The following is a 17,360-nucleotide window of genomic DNA, read 5'->3' as shown; positions in this document are numbered from 1 at the left end:
GTCAGCAGTAACGACGCACCCCCACCATGTTCCGTTTCCCCTGGTCTTCCGCAGCCGTCACGGCTGCTGCCGCTGCCCTCAGCGCCTGCGGCGGCGGGGGAGGCGGCGGCGATTCGTCCGCAGCCCCGTCCGGCTCCGGGCAGACGCCCGACGGCTCGCCCGCTCCAGCGCCCTCGACGGCGCCGGGCCCGACGCCTGCGCCGGCACCAGCGCCTGCTCCAGAACCCCCGCCCGCACCCGCGCCGGACCCCGCACCGGCCCCGTCGCCCGCTCCCGCGGCGAGCATCGTCCTGCCGCTGCCCAACGACGCCCAGGCCTCGCGCTTCCTCGCGCAGGCGGGCTTCGCCGCGAGCGAGGCCGACATCGCCACGCTGAAGTCCGTCGGCTACAACAACTGGCTGGACCTGCAGTTCCTCGCGCCGCGCACCGAGTCGCACTGGGACTGGCTCACGCGCAACGGCTACGCGACCGACGCCAGGAAGAACGCCAACTTCGACGGCTTCCCCAACAGCGTGTGGCGCAAGCTCATCGCTTCTCCGGACCAACTGCGGCAGCGCATGGTGCTGGCGCTGTCGGAGATCTTCGTCGTCTCCGCCGTGGGCGCGACGCTGCCGTGGCGGACGATGATGCTGGCCGCCTACGCGGACGTGCTGGAGGACCATGCGTTCGGCACCTTCCGCGGCCTGTTGGAGGCGGTGGCGCTGTCGCCGGCGATGGGCACCTTCCTGGCCATGCGCGGCAGCCGGAACGACGACGGCAAGGGCCGCCAGCCCGACGAGAACTTCGCCCGCGAGGTGATGCAGCTGTTCACCATCGGACTGGTGCAGCTCAACCTGGACGGCTCCGTGCAGACCGCCGCCGGCCGGCCGATCGAGACCTACGACCAGACCACGGTGACGCAGCTGGCGCGCGCCTTCACCGGATGGGACTTCGACACCGCGAACGCCGCGGGTGCCGATCCTTCCTTCATGCGCCGGCCGATGGTGCACAACGCGGCCAACTTCTCGAGCGGCGCGAAGTCGGTGCTCGGCAGCACCATCTCCGCGGGCGTCGACGGCCCGACCGCGCTGCGCCAGGCGCTGGACACGCTGGCCAATCATCCGAACGTCGGGCCCTTCTTCGGCCGGCAGTTGATCCAGCGCTTCGTCTGCTCCCACCCGAGCGGCGCCTACGTGCAGCGCGTGGCGCAGGTGTTCAACAACAACGGCCAAGGGGTGCGCGGCGACCTGAAGGCGGTGCTGCGCGCGGTGCTGCTGGATCCCGAGGCGCGCCTGATCGAGGCCGGCGTGAGCAGCTCCGGCAAGCTGCGCGAGCCGGTGCTGCGCTTCGTCCAGGTGGCGAGGTCGGTCAAGCTGAGCTCGGCCGGCCAGTGGACCATCCCCGAGACCAGCGACCCCGAGACCCGGCTCGGCCAGAGCCCGTTCTTCAGCCCGTCGGTCTTCAACTTCTATCGGCCGGGCTACGTGCCGCCGAACTCGTCGATGACGGCGACCGGCGTCACCGCGCCGGAGTTCCAGCTGCTCAACGAGGTGACGGTCACCGGCTACCTGAACTTCATGCAGACGCTGCTGACGACCGGGCAGGGCGATGCGAAGCCGGACCTGACGGACGACATGGCGCTCTCCACCGACGCACGTGCGATGGTGGCGCGGCAGGCGCTGCTGCTCGGCGGCGGTGCGGTCTCCGACGCGACGCAGCAGCGCATCGCGGCCGCGGTCACGACGATCGCGGCCAACACCGACGACGGCAAGATCAACCGCGCCCGAGCCGGTTGGATGCTGCTGCTCGCCTGCCCCGAATACCAGATCCAGAAATGACGACGTCGCCGTGCGGCGACGTTCACCGGAGAACTTCCGTGGCTCATGTGTCCAAGCTGTCCTCGCTGCATCGCCGCGAGTTCCTCAAGCGCGCTTCGGTCGCGTCCGCCGTGGGCGCTGCCGCGCCGTGGGCCCTGCAGCTCGCCGCGATCGGCGACGCCGCCGCCGCGACGACGGGCGGCGACTACAAGGCGCTGGTGTGCGTGTTCCTGTACGGCGGGAACGACCACGGCAACACCGTGATCCCGTACGACGCCGTCAGCCACCAGGCCTACACGGCCATCCGCCCGACGCTGGCGATCGGACGTGACGCGCTCGCGGCCACCGCGCTGGCGCCGACGGTGGCGCTGCCGGACGGCCGCCAGATGGCGCTGGCGCCGGGGCTCTCGGCGATCAAGCCGGTCTTCGACGCCGGCCGGCTCGCGGTGATGCTGAACATCGGCACGCTGACCGCGCCGATGACGCTGGCGCAGTTCAAGTCCGGCGCGGTGCCGGCGCCGCCCAAGCTGTTCTCCCACAACGACCAGTCCAGCCTCTGGCAGTCCTCCAACGTCGAGGGCGCGCGGACCGGGTGGGGTGGTCGCATGGCCGACCTCATGCTGTCGGGCAACGGCCGCGCGGGGCTGACCTGCATCAATGTCTACGGCAACGCGGTCTTCCAGGCCGGCGACGCCGCGTTCCAGTACCTGACCGGCCCGAGCGGCAAGAAGCCGATCACCGGCATCGGCAGCCAGGTGTTCGGGTCGACCTCCTGCGCCAAACTGCTGCGGGCGCTGATCACCGAGGAGCGGACCCATCCGATGGAATCGGAGCTCAACCGCGTGACCGCCCGCTCGATCGATCTGCAGACGACGCTGAGCACCGCGCTGACCGGCGGGGCGACGCTGTCCACCGCCTTCGCGGCGGACGCGCTGGCGCGACAGCTGAAGATGGTGGCGAGCCTGATCGCCGCGCGTTCCTCGCTGGGCATGACGCGGCAGGTCTACTTCGTCGGCCTGGGCGGCTTCGACCTGCACGACGGGTTGACGACGCGCCATCCGGCGCTGATGCAGCAGGTCGGCGGGGCGATGGCAAGCTTCGACGCCGCGCTGCGGGAACTGGGCATGGCCGACCAGGTCACGACCTTCACCGCGTCGGACTTCGGCCGCACGCTCAGCAGCAACGGCGACGGCACCGATCACGGCTGGGGTGCGCATCACCTGGTGATGGGCGGGGCGGTCAAGGGCGGACGCTTCTACGGCACGGCGCCGTCGGTCAGCGTCAACGGGCCGGACGACGTCGGCCAGGGCCGGCTGCTGCCGACCACCTCGGTGGACCAGCTCGCGTCGACGCTGGCGCTGTGGATGGGCGTGCCGCCTTCCGAGCTGCGGACGGTGCTGCCCAACATCGGCAACTTCGCCGGCACGGATCTTGGCTTCATGTCCTGACGCACCATCGTGTATCGCGGACGACCCCGATGGATAGGGGTTTCTCCGCGATCCGGCGGGCTCCCGGCAAATCGGCCCGGAAACCGACATGCCCGCTCCCCCAACCCTAGGGGGCGCCGCCGGTCGAGTTCTGCTACGCAAGACCCTGACGTTCTCCTAACATCTCGACGACGCCCCGCACATCGATCACGGCGACAAGACCGTGCGCAGTCGAGGGCGGCGATCCACGCATGGCCCGATCAGGGAGGCTGAGATGGACGGAATGTTGGGGAGGACCCCGGACTTGGGTCGGCTGATGGCCTATCGAGGACCGGAACGCCGGCGCGGATCGCCGGATCGGTGGTGGCGCCATGCGCTGGAAGAGATCGACCTCGGGGTCTGTCTCGTCGCCGGCGAGGGGCTGCTGCTCTATGCCAACAGCACCGCGCGGCGGCAGCTCGACGAGACGTCGCCGCTGCAGATCGTCGACGGTCAACTGATCGCGGCGCAGCGCAACGATCAATTGCGATTGGAAGGCGCGCTCGCCGACGTGCAGCGCGGGCTGCGGCATCTCATCTGTCTCGGGCGCGGGCCGGGGCGGCTGTCGCTGTCGGTGCTGCCGCTGCAGGACGGGCACGGCCGGCCGTCGCAGGCGATGGTCGTGCTCGGCAAACGCAACCTGTGCGGGGAACTGCCGATGCTCGCCTTCGCGCGTGAACATCAACTGACGGCGGCGGAGCTGCAGGTGCTGCAGTCGCTCTGCTCCGGGTTGCAACCGCAAGAGATCGCGCATCGCCACGGGGTCGCCATCTCGACCGTGCGCACGCAGATCGCGAGCGTGCGGGCGAAGACGGCGACGGAAAGCATCCGCGACCTGGTGTCGATGGTGGCGCAGTTGCCGCCGATGCAGGGCGTGTTGCGGGTGATGGAGCGGGTTTGAGGCTGCCTGCCTGCCTGCCTTCCTGCTGAGGATCGTGCGTTGGCCGCGAGGTCAAGGGGCCTTGGCGTCAAGCGCCAAAACCCCTCGACCTCCCGTCCCCAACCATCACCGTACTTGCCCGGTTTTGCTACCGAGGACTTCGTGTGGGGTCAGGTGCGTTTGGGCTCGAGCGTCTTCTTGTAGAGGGTCGAGCCTTCCAGATCCTTCAGGGTGACCGTCATCGCACGTGTCTTTGCGTCGATGTCGACCTGGCCGAAGAACTGCGTGTCGGGCGCCGGGGCGGCGTTGGCAATGCCTGGCCCCTTCTGATACGCGACCTGCATGCCGAAGGTGCCGTCAGCCTTGTTGGGGCCGAAGCCGCCAGCGTGCAAGGGGCCGGAGACGAACTCCCAGAAGGGCAGGAAGTCGGTGTGCTTCGCCTTGGCGGGATCGAAGTAGTGCGCGGCGGTGTAGTGCACGTCGGCGGTGAGCCAGACGATGTTGTGCAGCTGGTGGCGCTTGATCTCGCTGAGGAGTCGGGCGATCTCCAGTTCCCGGCCGCGCGGCGCGCCGTCGTCGCCGTTGGCGATGGCCTCCCACTTGTCGCGGCCTTCGGCGTCCTTGCCGTCGTTGACGTGCAGGCCGATCGGCATGTCGGCGGCGATGACCTTCCAGACGGCCTTCGAGCGCTTCAGTCCTTCGAGCAGCCACGCGATCTGCGGGCGGCCCATGAAGGCGCTGTCGGCGTTCTCCTCGGTCTGGAGGTTGGCGCTGTTGGGGCCGCGGTAGCTGCGCATGTCGACGACGAAGACGTCCAGCAGCGGCCCCTGCGGCAGGTGGCGGTAGATGCGTTCGCTCTCGACGTCGCCGAAGCGGCGCATCGGCGCGTATTCCTGGAAGGCCTTGGTGGCGCGGGCGACGAGCAGCGGGATGTTCTTCTCGGTGTAGCGCGCGTCGCCGGAGAGGTCCTTGCTGTCGGAGTAGTTGTTGGTGACCTCGTGGTCGTCCCACTGCCAGATCTGCGGCACGTCGGCCGACATGCGGCGGACGTTGGCGTCCATCAGGTTGTAGCGGTAGCGGCCGCGGTACTCGTCGAGCGTCTCGGCGACCTTGCTGGTCTGCTCGGTGACGAGGTTGCGCCAGAGCGATCCGTCGGGGAGCTTGATCTCAGCCGGGATGGGGCTGTCGGCGTAGATGGTGTCGCCGCTGTGCAGGAAGAAGTCGGGATTGATGCGGCGGATCTGCTCATAGATCTTCATGCCGCCCCATTGCTCGTTGATGCCCCAACCCTGGCCGCAGGTGTCGCCGCTCCAGGCGAAGCGGACATCGCGCAGGCCCTTCGCGCCGAAGGCGGCCGGCAGGCGCAGATGTCCGGCGACGGGCTCGGACAGCACGCGCTCGTTGTGCAGGTCCTGCAGGACGACGCGATAGAAGATCTCCTGCCCGGCGGGCAGGCCGCGCAGGTCGATGCGGCCGGTGAAGTCGGAGTCCTCGAGCAGATGCGGTCCGCGCACGCGCTGGAGGTTGGCGAAGCTGGCGGTGGTGGACCACTCGAGCCAGAGGCGGCTCGGGCGGTCGCCGCGGGTCCAGACGATGGCGCCGTCGGCGACCGGATCGCCGGACTGGATGCCGTGCGGCATCTGCGGCCGCATCGCGTCGCGCGTGATGACGGCAGGAGCCTGCGCATGGACGCTGGGAAGCGTCAGCAGCGAGGCGCCTCCAAGAACGGTGCTGGCGTGGAGGAAGCGGCGGCGGTCCATGCGGGTCTCCCGGAGAGATCAGAAAGGCGAAGCCCGCGATGCTGCCGGGAGGGTGTGACGAGGCGGTGACCGGTCGGCGTCAGCCGACTGTCCTCACTGCCTCGCTGGTGGCTCCCACAGCTCGACCTTGTTGCCTTCCGGGTCGATGACCCAGCCGAACTTGCCGTACTCCGAGTCGTCGGTCTTCTCGAGGACGTTGCAGCCCTCGTCGCGCAGCGCCTTCAGCAGCGACGCGAGATCCGCCACCCGGTAATTGATCATGAAGGGCGCCTTGTTCGGCCCGAAGCCGTCGCCGCCCTCGGCCGCGCCGATGGACCAGATCGTCGAGCCGCCCGTGGGCTGGCCCGCGTCGTCGGTCCACGTGAACGCCGCGCCGCCCCACGGCTGGACGTCGACGCCCAGGTGCGTCCGGTACCAGTCGCGCAGGACCGCAGGGTCCTTGGCGTTGAAGAAGATGCCGCCGATGCCAGTGACTCGTTTCATGTGGGAACTCCCGACAGGTTGATCGATCTCAAAGACATCGACGGTCGTCTCACCGACGATGCACCGCTCCGCGCTTGAGCGTCAGCAGACACAGCAGCGCGATCAGGGTGAACAGGGCGCCGCTCCAGATCTCGTAGGGCAGACCGAGCAGCGTGTACGCGGACGCTTCACTGCAATTGGCCGTGACCATGAAGATGCTCGGAATCCGATCTTCCAGCTTGAACATCGTCAGCACGCGGTCCGCGAAGGTCATGTCGCAACTGGCCAGCTTGGAGGCAACCTCGTGCTGGTAACCCGCGGCGAACAGCCCCGCCACGCCCAGCGCGCCCGACAGCAGCAGCGCCAGCACGCGCACGAAGCTCACGCGCTGCAGCACCCATCCCAGGGCGCTGACCACCGCGATCAGCAGGAAGATCCCCCGCTGCATCACGCACCACGGGCACGGCTTGACGTTGAACTGGTACTGCGCCACCAAGGCCGCCGCCACGGCGGCGAGCGACACCAGCGCGCTGAAGGCCAGCACGCGCGAGGGGGTCAGCGCACGCATCAGTCGGCGATCTCGGCGATCAGCTCGATCTCGACGCAGGCGCCCATCGGGATCTGCGCCACGCCGAAGGCGCTGCGCGCATGCGCACCCTTCTCGGGACCGAAGACCTCGCCGATCAGCTCGGACGCGCCGTTGGTCACCAGGTGCTGCTCGGTGAAGTCGCCGGTGCTGTTGACCAGGCTCATCAGCTTCACGACCCGCTTGACCTTGTTCAGGTCGCCGACCGCCGCGTGCAGCGTGCCCAGCAGGTCGATCGCGATCGCGCGCGCGGCCTGCTGGCCCGTCTTCGTGTCGGTGTCCTTGCCCAGCTGGCCCACCCAGGGCTTGCCGTCCTTCTTCGCGATATGACCGGACAGGAACACGAGGTTGCCGGTGCGGACGAACGGCACGTAGGCCGCGGCGGGCACCGCCACCGGCGGAAGTTCGATGCCGAGTTGGGTCAGGCGGTCGTAGACGGAAGTGCTCATGAGGATCTGCGCGGAAGTGGAAAAAAACGCCGGGAATCCTACACCCCGGCCTGGCGTTGGACACTCGTCCCGCTCGCGGCCCTGCTGGGCATGGGGCTGGTCCATGCCCTCCCGGAACTGCCCGGTCCCGCCGCCTGGGGGACCGGGACCGCGATCGCCGTGATGCTGGGGTTCACCATGGTGTTGCGGGCCGCCCGTTGGACCAACCGTTGGACCACCCACCGGACGACGCATTGGACGACGCATTGGCTGGCCTGGTCGCTGCTCGCGGCGATCGCCGGAGCCGGGCTCACCGCGGCGCGGGCCGGCGCGCGCATGGCCGAGGTGCCGGCCGCCGACCGCGAGGGCCAGGTCATGACCCTCACCGGCCGCATCGGCAGTCTTCCCCAGCGCACCGACGGCATCGGCGGCGTCGAGGGCTGGCGCTTCATCCTCGACGTCGAGCCGCCCGCGGTCAGCGCCGGTGCGCCGCCGCGCGTGCTGCTGTCCTGCTATCAGATGCCGTCCTCGCCCCGCGCCGGCGAGCGGTGGCGCCTCGACGTCAAGCTGCGCCGTCCGCACGGCCTCATGAATCCTCACGGCTTCGACCAGGCGCTGTGGATGCTCGACCAGGACCTGCCGGCGGCCGGCAGTTGCCGCAGCAAGGGACAGGAGCGGCTGGCGGCCAGCGGCTTCAGCGTCGACGCGTTGCGGCAGTCGATGCGCGACGCGATCGACCGCCAGCTGAGCGAGCGGCGCGACCGCCGCGGTGCCGGCGTGCTCGCCGCGCTGAGCCTGGGCGATCAAGGCGCGGTGAATGCCGCCGACTGGGGGCTGTACCGCGATGCCGGCGTGTCGCATCTGCTCAGCGTGAGCGGCCTGCACGTGACGATGTTCGCGTGGCTCGCCGGCGCCGCCGCCGGCTGGGCCTGGCGGCGCAGCGCGCGGCTGTGCCTGTGCCTGCCCGCGCCGCGCGCGGCGATGTGGATCGGTGTGGTCGCCGCCGGGCTGTACGCGCTGTTCTCCGGCTGGGGCGTGCCGTCACAGCGCACGGTCGGGCTGCTCGCGATCCTCGCGCTCCTGCGTCAGGCCGGCGCGCGCTGGCCGTGGCCGATGAGCTTGTGCGCCGCCGCCGCCGGGGTCTGCGCCGCCGATCCTTGGGCGCTGACGCAGGCCGGCTTCTGGCTCTCGTTCATCGCCGTCGCGCTGCTGATGGCGGCGGACCACCGCGCCGATCCCGGCTGGCGCGGCGCGCTGCGCAACGCCTGGCACACGCAGTGGGTGGTGACGCTCGGCCTCGCGCCGCTGACGCTGCTGCTGTTCCAGCAACTGTCCATCGTGGGCCTGGTGGCGAACGCCTTCGCCATCCCGCTGGTGTCCTACGTGATCACGCCGCTGGCGATGCTCGGCGCGCTGTGTCCGCCGTTGTGGACGCTGGGCGCGTGGTGCGTCGCGCTGATGAACGCGATGCTGGAAGCGCTGCGCGTCCTGCCGCTGGCGGTCTGGCACCTGCCGTGGCCGACGGCGTGGGCGCAGGCGCTGGGACTGGTCGGCGGTGCCGTCCTCGCAATGCCGTGGCCATGGCGGTTGCGGCTGGGTGGACTCGCGTTGTGCGTGCCGATGTTCTGGCCCGTCATCGAGCGGCCCGCGCCAGGTCACCTCGACCTCTGGCTGCCCGATGTCGGCCAGGGCGGCGCCACGATCCTGCGCACGCAGGGCCACACGATGGTCTTCGACGCCGGCCCGTCGTGGGGGCCGGGCTCCGATGCCGGGCAGCGCGTGCTGCTGCCGCTGCTGCACGGACTCGGCGAGCGGCGACTGGACCTGCTGATGGTCAGCCATGCGGACCAGGACCACGTGGGCGGCGCCGCGAGCCTGCTCGCGGGGATGCCGGTCGAGCGCCGGCTCGGCGCCGTGCCCGGCGGGGAGGGTTGCCGGCGCGGGCAGCGATGGACCTGGGACGGCGTGCGCTTCGAGGTGTTGTGGCCGATCGCCGACGGTGAGCCGGGCGAGCCGGATGGCGCGGGTCAGAAGCGCAAGGAGGCCAGGCGCAACGCCGGTTCCTGCGTGCTGCGCGTCGAAGCCGCCGGCCGGCGTGTGCTGCTGACCGGCGACATCGAAGCGCCGCAGGAGGCGCGCCTGGTGCGCGAGGAGGGCGGGGACGGCCTGCGGTCCGAGGTCCTCGTCGTGCCGCACCACGGCAGCCGGACCTCGTCGACGGTCGCGTTCGTGGGGGCGGTCGCGCCGCGCGTGGCGGCGGTTCAGTCGGGTTATCTGAACCGCTTCGGCCATCCGAAGCCGGACGTCGTGGCGCGCTACCTCGCCGCGGACGCGCTGCTGCTCAACACGGTGACTGCGGCGCGTGGCGCTGGCGCAGCGACCACTGGTCACCACCGGTCGACGACTGCGAACGGGCGACGCGTCGGCGCTACTGGCTGCGCCTGCCGCCGGGTGTCCGCCCGGACCTCCCGACCCTGCCGTCGCCCGCCGACCTCCCCGCGAGCGTTCCAGAGCCGGATGCCGCCGACGTTGTTCCCCCTGGCGTTCCCCCTTGAGGGTGTTCCACCCTGAGCGCGTTCCACCCCGGGTGCGAGCGGTGCTGCCCCCTGTCACCGGGGCTGTGCATGCCGCCGGACAGGTGCTAGCTTCCGAGGGCGACGCCACAACGGGCGCCGAAGGGAGGATCACATGGGAATGCTGTCCGACTTGAAGGTGGGAATGCGGCTCGGTCTGGGTTTCGCGCTGCTGGTGCTGCTGATGCTGGCCATGGGCGCCTTCTCGGCGAGCCGAGTGGCGCAGGTCGAGGGCAAGGTGGAGGACCTGGCCACCAACTGGCTGCCGAGCACGCGCACGCTCGGCGCCATGGGCGAATCGATGAACCAGATGCGCCGCGCGGAGTTGCAGATGCTCGTCGGCGGCGATCCGAAGACGATCGCGGACGAGGCGGCGCGGCTCACCGATCAATGGCGCGTGCTGCCCGGTCTGCTGTCGACCTACGAGAAGCTCATCTCCAGCGACAAGGAGCGGCAGGTCTTCGACGATCTCGCACGCCAGGTCCAGGCGTATCGCACGACGCAGGAGCGCTACGTGGCGGCGCTGGGTGCCGGTCAGCGGGACGAGGCCGTGACCCTGCTGCGCGGCGATTCACGCGCCGCGTTCCGGGGCGCGACCCAGCGTCAGGCGGAACTCGTGAAGATCAACACCGACGGTGCCCATGTCGCGCACGAGCAGGCGCGCGCCGACTACCGCGTCGTGCTGACCGCGATCTGGACACTGGTCGCGGTCGCCATGGCGCTGGGCGCGCTGGTCGGCTGGCTGCTGACGCGGTCGCTGACGCTGCCGCTGCGCGCGGCCTCGGCCGCGGCCGACCGGATCGCCGACGGCGACCTGCGCGACATCGCCGCGGCGTCTCGCCGGGACGAGCTCGGCGACCTGCTGCGGGCGCTGGGCAAGATGCGCGACGCGCTGCATGCCTCGATGTCGACGGTGCGCGCCAGCGCCGATCAGATCGCCGAGTCCAGCCGCGAGGTCGCCACCGGCAGCTTCGATCTCTCCAGCCGCACCGAGCAGGCGGCGTCCAGCCTGGAGCAGACCTCGGCGGCGATGCACCAGCTGACCGATGCTGCCCGCCAGAGCGCGAGCAGCGCCGACGAGGCCAGCCGCATCGCCCAGGACGCGGCCGGCGTGGCCAGCCGCGGCGGGGACATGGTCGGGCGGGTTGTCTCGACGATGGCGGGCATCCAGCAGTCGTCGCGGCGCATCGCCGACATCATCGGCGTGATCGACGGCATCGCCTTCCAGACCAACATCCTGGCGCTCAATGCCGCGGTCGAGGCGGCCCGTGCGGGCGAGCAGGGCCGGGGCTTCGCGGTGGTCGCGTCCGAGGTGCGCGGCCTGGCGCAGCGCAGCGCCCAGGCGGCGCGCGAGATCAAGTCGCTGATCGCGGATTCGGTCGAGCAGGTCGAGACCGGTTCGCGCGCCGTCGGCGACGCGGGGTCGACGATGACGCAGGTGGTCGACGCGGTGACGCAGGTCAGTCAGCTGATCCGCGAGATCGCCTCGGCCACCGGCGGACAGACGCAGAGCCTGTCGGAAGTCAACGCGGCGGTGACGCAGCTCGACGGCATGACGCAGCAGAACGCCGCGCTGGTCGAGGAGTCCGCCGCCGCGGCCGAGGCGCTGAAGGAACAGGCCGCGCGCCTGAGCCAGGTGGTGGCGAGGTTCCGGCTGGCGGGGTGAGGGTCAGCGGGCTGTCGCCGGCGTAGACGCGGCCGGATCAGCGGATGATTGCAGGCGCGCTGAGGTTACGCCGTGAACACCAGCGCGATCTGCTCCGGCTCGCGCATGGCGCGGGCCTTCGTCGAAGTCGCGACCTTCGCGCCCGGCTCGGTCGCCTTCAGGTGATCCACCAGGAAACGCGCCGTCTCGGGCGAGCGGCTCATCTCCGCCGCGACGACCGCCTCCAGTTCCGACGGACGCACGTCCATCGCCGCGCACAGCTTGAGCAGGCGCGCCTCGGCCTCGAGGTAGTGCCGCTCCACCGTCAGCTTGCGCGAGAAGAGCCCCATCACCTGGCCGACGCGCAGCAGATGCACGTCCAGCAGCGCGACGTCCTCCGACGCGGACCAGCCGCGCACGATCGCCGATGCCGTCTTCGGTCCGACGCCCGGCAGTTCCATCAGCCAGTTGCGCACGTCCTGGCCGGCCTCGAAGTCCGGCGCCGAGAGCAGTGCGGGCATCACCGCCGCGAGGTGTCTGGCCTTCTGCGCCGCGAAGCGGAAACCCAGCGCCTTGCCCTCGACGTGCAGCGGCTCGCTGAGCCACGCGGTGAGCGTGAGTTCGCAGACGCCGGGCTGCACGAAGGCCCCGCGCTCGCGGATGCGCGCGAACGCGGCGAGGCCCACGGCGGCCGGGATGCCCGGACCGCCCAGCAGCGACGCGCCGACCTCCTCGGCCAGCGAACGGCCGGACGCCGCGGGCGCCGTCGCATCCTGGCGTTCCAGGCGACGGCGCAGCGCCTGCTGCGTCCAGTAGGCGGGGGTGGGGAATTCCTCGACGGCGCCCCAGCGCACGCCGGTCAGCAGGAGGTGGTGGGGATCGGGAAGTTCTCTTTGGAGGGAGCCGTGGCGGGAGACGAGGGCAACGATCTGGGTCATGGGAGAAGGGGAACACCGCCTCTCTGGGCGGCTGGATAGGTGGTGTTCAGCCATTGGGCGAACGCGGCGCGCTCGACCGGATCCATGGCATGGACACGCTCTTGAAGGCGTTCGAGACGCCGCTTGTGGGTCTGGCGCTCGCGGAAGGTGGCTCCGCGGTGCCGGCTGTCGTGAAGCATCTCAGGCGGTTCGAAGTTGAACCACAGCGTCTCCGTCCGCACGTCGGTGTGGGTCTTCGCGCGGAACGCCACCGTCCGCCACCCCCGCAGGAGGGCGTCGTACGACGGATGCGCGTAGCCCGACACGATCACCCGGCACGGCAGCGTCGCGAGCTGCGCCAGGAGCGCCTCGTGGTCCGCGGCGTCGTACTCATGCCGGTAGATGCGCGTCTGCCGCCGCGTCTCGGGGTGGTAGGGCGGGTCCACGTAGACCAGCTCATCCCCCTCGAACACATGCCGCGCGAGGAAATCCTCCGCGCGGCCATGCACCAGCTCGACACCGGGCAGGGCCAGGTCTTGCCAGTGCGCGATGACCCGCTCGTCAGCGTCGATGGCGATCGATCGCGCCGCCGGCAGCTTGTGGCGCAGGACCGCGCCACCGCCGACATGCGTCTCGATGTACACCCGGTGCGGAGGCATCAGGTTGATGACGTGCTGGTACGTCTTTCCCTTGCCGCCTGGATACTTCATGCGCCGGATCATCGTCAGAAGTGACGATGATGTCAAGGCGGGAGGCGGTCGGTCGGTCGGTCGAGCGAAAGCCGGCGGAGCCGGTGCCCCTCTCCGCTCAATCTCCTCCTCGCCGCTCGGAATTCGCTCCGAGGGGCACCGGCTCCGCCGGCTTCGAATCACCGAGGTCTGCGGGTCGTGCGTGGCGTGCGGTGGTCAGAGCGCCGTCAGCCAGTCGCAGCGCAGGCGGCCCGATCGGTGCAGCCGGCGTCGGCCGCCGGTGTAGGCCATCGGCAGCAGCCAGGCCATCAGGCACAACGGCAGTGCGATCCACGCCTGGATCAATAACGCGCCCGGAACGCCCATGAAACCCAGCATCCAGATCGTCAGCACGACGTTCCAGACCGCCAGCTCCACCGGGTGGCGGGCGCTGTGCATCACCATCCAGCGCTTCACCTGGCTGAGCTGCGTGAGAGTCATGGCGGGCTCCTGGACGACGGGAGAGGGGGGCCTGGACGGCCTCGATGAGTGGGAAACCGGACGGGTGGAAGTGTAAGTTTGGAGTCAGGGTTTCCCCATCCCACGCTCGTGGAGCCCGAGTGGAACTCCGGGTTATCCCGCCATGCGGCATGGGGGCCGGGTGCCGATTGGCACAGGGGACAGGTCGGCGGGCTCGTGTATGGTTCGCCCCTTCTCAGAAGGTGGACAGGAGTCCCGCGAATGAAACGACTGATGTGGGCCGCGCTGGCGTTGTACGCCGCGGCCGGCGCCCAGGCGCATGAAGGCATGTGGATGCCGCAGCAGCTGCCCCTGGTGGCCAAGGACATGAAGGCCCTGGGCCTGAAGTTCGATCCGGCGCGGCTGTCGCAGCCGCTGGGGTATCCGATGGGCGCGGTGGTGAGCCTGGGCGGCTGCACGGCCTCGTTCGTGTCCCCGCAAGGCCTGGTGGTGACGAACCACCACTGCGCGTTCGGCAGCATCCAGTACAACTCGACGCCGCAGAAGGACCTGCTGAAGAACGGCTTCCTGGCCGCGTCGCTGGCCGATGAACTGCCGGCCGCGCCCGGCAGCCGCATCCTGGTCACCGTCGCGCTGACCGACGTCACCGACAAGGTGATCGACAAGAAGACCGCCGCGCTGCAGGGCAAGGCCCGCGTCGATGCGATCGAGGCCAACGAGAAGTCGCTGGTCGCCGCGTGCGAGAAGGACGCCGGTCATCGCTGCTCGGTGGGCGCGTTCTACGGCGGCCTGATGTACCAGTTGACCAAGCAGCTCGAGATCCGCGACGTGCGACTGGTCCACGCGCCGGCTGAAGGCGTGGGCGTCTTCGGCGGCGACACCGACAACTGGATGTGGCCGCGCCACACCGGCGACTACAGCTTCTACCGCGCCTACGTCGGTCCGGACGGCAAGCCGGCGGACTTCAGCAAGGACAACAAGCCCTTCCAGCCGCAGCAGTTCCTGAAGCTGGCGAGCGCGCCGCTGAACGAGAACGACTTCGTGGCCGTGGCCGGTTATCCGGGCCGCACGAACCGTCATCGCCTGCCCAGTGAAGTCGACTTCGCGTTCTCGTGGGACTTCCCGCATCGCGTCAAGGCGATGGGCGAGCAGCTCGACCTGATCAAGGAGGCGACCACGGGCCGCCGCGATGCCGAGATCAAGCTGGCCAACACGGTCGCCGGCGTCAACAACTACTACAAGAACTACCAGGGCCAGATGGCCAGCTACGCGGGCAGCGACATCCTCGCGCGCAAGCAGGCGGCCTTCGACGCGATGAAGACCTGGGTGAACGCCGACGCCAAGCGCCGCGCCGCCTACGGTCCGTCGCTGGTCGAGGTGGAACGCCTGATCGCCGAGCGTCAGGCCATCGTGCGCCGGGAGTTCCTGCTGAGCTACGCGACGCCCTCGCTGGTCAAGAGCGCGAGCGACCTGTACGAGCAGTCGTTGCAGCGGAAGAAGCCCGATGCGGAGCGCAAGGCCGGTTACCAGGACCGCGACCAGCTGCGTCGCAAGCAGGCCGTGGAAACGGTGGACCGCCGCTTCGACGAGATCACCGAGAAGAAGGTGGTCAGCCACTTCCTGACGCAATACCTGGCCCTGCCGGCGGATCAACTGAACGCCGCGTTCCTGAACGCGCTGGGCGTGCGTGCCGGCATGGATGCGGCAGCCGTGACGGCGCGCGTCGATGCGCTGTACGCGGGCACGAAGCTGACCGACAAGGCCGAGCGCACCGCCTGGCTGTCGCGGGATGCCGCCGCCTTCGAGGCGAGCGCCGACACGCTGGTCAAGGCCGCCGTGGCGCTGCACGCCGACGAGGAAGCGCGCGAGAACCGCGACAAGGAACTGGCCGGCAAGCTGCAGCAGGCCTATGCCGCGACGATGCAGGCCGAGATCGACTTCAAGGCCAGCCGCGGCCAGCCGGTCTATCCGGACGCCAACAGCACGCTGCGCGTGGCCTTCGGTCAGGTGAAGGGCCGCACGCCGGGCGTGGACGGCACGACCTGGACCGCGTTCACGACGTTGCGCGGCATCGTGGCCAAGCACACCGGCACGGGCGAGTTCAATGCGCCCGCCGAGCAGCTCGCCGCGATCAAGGCGCGCCAGTTCGACAAGTACGGCGTGAAGGCGCTGGACTCGGTGCCGGTGAACTTCCTGGCGACGCTGGACACGACCGGGGGCAACTCCGGCTCGCCGGTGCTGAACGGCAACGGCGAACTCGTCGGCCTGCTGTTCGACGGCACGCTGGACGCGGTGATCTCCGACTGGGACTTCAACGACCACATGAACCGCAGCATCTGCCTGGATGCGCGCTACATGCTGTGGCAGATGAAGGTCGTCGACAAGGCGGACCGCCTGCTGAAGGAAATGAACGCGCTGTGATGGCGCGGTCTTCCGGCTGAGCGATCCTCGCGGTCGCTTCGATCAACGCCCCGCCTCGCGCGGGGCGTTTGCATTCGGACGCTTACTGCGGGAAGGTGCCCGGCAGCAGGATGTCGCGGCCGACGCCGCGCAGTTCGCGGTGGCCGCAGAAGGCCATCGTGAGCTCGAGTTCCCGGTGGATGATCTCCAGCGCCCGGGTCACGCCGGGGCGGCCCATCGCACCGAGTCCGTACAGGAACGCCCGGCCGATGTAGGTGCCGCGCGCGCCCAGGGCCCAGGCCTTGAGCACGTCCTGGCCCGAGCGGATGCCGCCGTCCAGGTGTACCTCGATGCGGTCGCCCACGGCGTCGACGATGCGCGGCAGCGCGCGGATGCTGGACTCCGCGCCGTCGAGCTGGCGTCCGCCGTGGTTGCTGACGATCAGCGCGTCGGCGCCGGTGGCCGCAGCCAGCTTCGCGTCCTCCTCGTCGATGATGCCCTTGATGATCAGCTTGCCGCCCCAGCGGTCGCGGATCCATTGCACGTCGCTCCAGCTCAGCTGCGGATCGAACTGCTTGGCGGTCCATTCGGACAGCGAGCTCATGTCGCCGACGCCCTTCACATGGCCGACGATGTTGCCGAACTGCCGCCGCGGCGTGCCCAGCATGCCCAGGCACCAGCGCGGCTTGGTCGCCATATTGATCAGGTTGGGCAGCGTCAGCTTGGGCGGCGCGGACAGGCCGTTCTTCAGGTCCTTGTGGCGCTGGCCGAGGATCTGCAGGTCCAGCGTCAGCACCAGCGCCTCACACTTGGCGGCCTTGGCGCGATCGATCAGGCTGTGGATGAAGCCCTTGTCCTTCATCACGTAGAGCTGGAACCAGAAGGGCGCGGTCGTGTTGGCCGCCACGTCCTCGATCGAGCAGATGCTCATCGTCGACAGCGTGAAGGGCACGCCGAAAGCCTCGGCGGCCTGCGCGCCGAGGATCTCGCCGTCGGCGTGCTGCATGCCGGTCATGCCGGTCGGCGCGATCGCGACGGGCATCGCGACGGGGCGGCCGAGCATGGTGGTCGCCGTGCTGCGGTTGTCCATGTTCACGGCGACGCGCTGGCGCAGCTTGATGGACTGGAAGTCCGATTCGTTGGCGCGGTAGGTGCTCTCGGTCCAGGACCCGGAATCCGCGTAGTCGTAGAACATCCGCGGGACACGGCGCTGCGCGAGTACGCGCAGGTCTTCGATGCAGGTGATGACGTTCATGCGCCGCATGCTAGGCGAGCCGCGCGGACCATGACCGGAAAGTT

Annotated in this window: 14 protein-coding genes; 6 read left to right on the top strand and 8 right to left on the bottom strand. The window is 69.8% G+C overall.

The genetic code is table 11. The features are described from left to right. Window positions 1–26: 26 nt before the first annotated feature. The 3 genes from AC07PR_RS20180 to AC07PR_RS20170 all read left to right on the top strand — a co-directional run bounded on the left by AC07PR_RS20180 (window position 27) and on the right by AC07PR_RS20170 (window position 4,163). Window positions 27–1,817, top strand: a complete 1,791-nt coding sequence (locus AC07PR_RS20180; protein WP_495136355.1) for a DUF1800 domain-containing protein — start codon at window positions 27–29, stop codon at window positions 1,815–1,817. Between the two features lie 38 nt (window positions 1,818–1,855). Beyond that, window positions 1,856–3,244 (top strand): DUF1501 domain-containing protein, encoded by a 1,389-nt coding sequence (locus tag AC07PR_RS20175; protein ID WP_495136354.1) that lies wholly within the window; start codon window positions 1,856–1,858, stop codon window positions 3,242–3,244. 253 nt (window positions 3,245–3,497) lie between these two features. Beyond that, the gene (locus tag AC07PR_RS20170) at window positions 3,498–4,163 is read left to right on the top strand and encodes a helix-turn-helix transcriptional regulator (protein WP_495136353.1); all 666 of its coding nucleotides are present in this window, start codon (window positions 3,498–3,500) and stop codon (window positions 4,161–4,163) included. Between the two features lie 149 nt (window positions 4,164–4,312). Here the strand turns inward: AC07PR_RS20170 and AC07PR_RS20165 are convergent, their stop codons facing one another. The 4 genes from AC07PR_RS20165 to AC07PR_RS20150 all read right to left on the bottom strand — a co-directional run bounded on the left by AC07PR_RS20165 (window position 4,313) and on the right by AC07PR_RS20150 (window position 7,399). Beyond that, window positions 4,313–5,902, bottom strand: coding sequence for an alkaline phosphatase D family protein (locus tag AC07PR_RS20165; protein ID WP_495136352.1), 1,590 nt, complete (start codon window positions 5,900–5,902; stop codon window positions 4,313–4,315). Between the two features lie 93 nt (window positions 5,903–5,995). After that, complete coding sequence (locus AC07PR_RS20160; RefSeq protein WP_495136351.1) at window positions 5,996–6,385, bottom strand: VOC family protein; 390 nt, start codon at window positions 6,383–6,385, stop codon at window positions 5,996–5,998. A gap of 49 nt (window positions 6,386–6,434) precedes the next feature. Further along, complete coding sequence (locus AC07PR_RS20155; RefSeq protein ID WP_495136350.1) at window positions 6,435–6,932, bottom strand: disulfide bond formation protein B; 498 nt, start codon at window positions 6,930–6,932, stop codon at window positions 6,435–6,437. Beyond that, complete coding sequence (locus AC07PR_RS20150; protein ID WP_377156260.1) at window positions 6,932–7,399, bottom strand: RidA family protein; 468 nt, start codon at window positions 7,397–7,399, stop codon at window positions 6,932–6,934. Before AC07PR_RS20150 ends, AC07PR_RS20155 begins: the two co-directional genes overlap by 1 nt. 90 nt (window positions 7,400–7,489) lie before the next feature. Here AC07PR_RS20150 and AC07PR_RS20145 point away from each other — a divergent pair, with 90 nt between their 5' ends. Then, window positions 7,490–9,949, top strand: a complete 2,460-nt coding sequence (locus AC07PR_RS20145) for a DNA internalization-related competence protein ComEC/Rec2 (RefSeq protein WP_495136349.1) — start codon at window positions 7,490–7,492, stop codon at window positions 9,947–9,949. Between the two features lie 117 nt (window positions 9,950–10,066). After that, window positions 10,067–11,617, top strand: a complete 1,551-nt coding sequence (locus AC07PR_RS20140; protein ID WP_495136348.1) for a methyl-accepting chemotaxis protein — start codon at window positions 10,067–10,069, stop codon at window positions 11,615–11,617. Window positions 11,618–11,682: 65 nt separating this feature from the next. On the opposite strand, the gene AC07PR_RS20135 is transcribed toward AC07PR_RS20140, so the two are convergent. From AC07PR_RS20135 to AC07PR_RS20125, 3 genes are all read right to left on the bottom strand, one after another. Further along, the gene (locus AC07PR_RS20135) at window positions 11,683–12,534 is read right to left on the bottom strand and encodes an 8-oxoguanine DNA glycosylase (protein WP_495136347.1); all 852 of its coding nucleotides are present in this window, start codon (window positions 12,532–12,534) and stop codon (window positions 11,683–11,685) included. Continuing rightward, window positions 12,531–13,223 carry a DNA adenine methylase gene (locus AC07PR_RS20130; protein ID WP_495136346.1) on the bottom strand — a complete coding sequence of 231 codons (693 nt, stop codon included), beginning with the start codon at window positions 13,221–13,223 and terminating at the stop codon, window positions 12,531–12,533. Before AC07PR_RS20130 ends, AC07PR_RS20135 begins: the two co-directional genes overlap by 4 nt. Before the next feature lie 195 nt (window positions 13,224–13,418). After that, window positions 13,419–13,682, bottom strand: a complete 264-nt coding sequence (locus AC07PR_RS20125; protein ID WP_377156253.1) for a hypothetical protein — start codon at window positions 13,680–13,682, stop codon at window positions 13,419–13,421. A 240-nt stretch (window positions 13,683–13,922) separates the two neighbouring features. Between AC07PR_RS20125 and AC07PR_RS20120 the strand changes: the two genes are divergently transcribed. After that, window positions 13,923–16,082 carry a S46 family peptidase gene (locus AC07PR_RS20120; protein ID WP_495136345.1) on the top strand — a complete coding sequence of 720 codons (2,160 nt, stop codon included), beginning with the start codon at window positions 13,923–13,925 and terminating at the stop codon, window positions 16,080–16,082. Between the two features lie 82 nt (window positions 16,083–16,164). Here the strand turns inward: AC07PR_RS20120 and AC07PR_RS20115 are convergent, their stop codons facing one another. Then, window positions 16,165–17,316 (bottom strand): alpha-hydroxy acid oxidase, encoded by a 1,152-nt coding sequence (locus AC07PR_RS20115; RefSeq protein ID WP_495136344.1) that lies wholly within the window; start codon window positions 17,314–17,316, stop codon window positions 16,165–16,167. Window positions 17,317–17,360: the final 44 nt, after the last annotated feature.

The sequence above is a fragment of the Roseateles sp. GW821-FHT09H11 genome (assembly GCF_059415845.1).
This window is presented reverse-complemented; position numbering and strand designations above follow the sequence as displayed.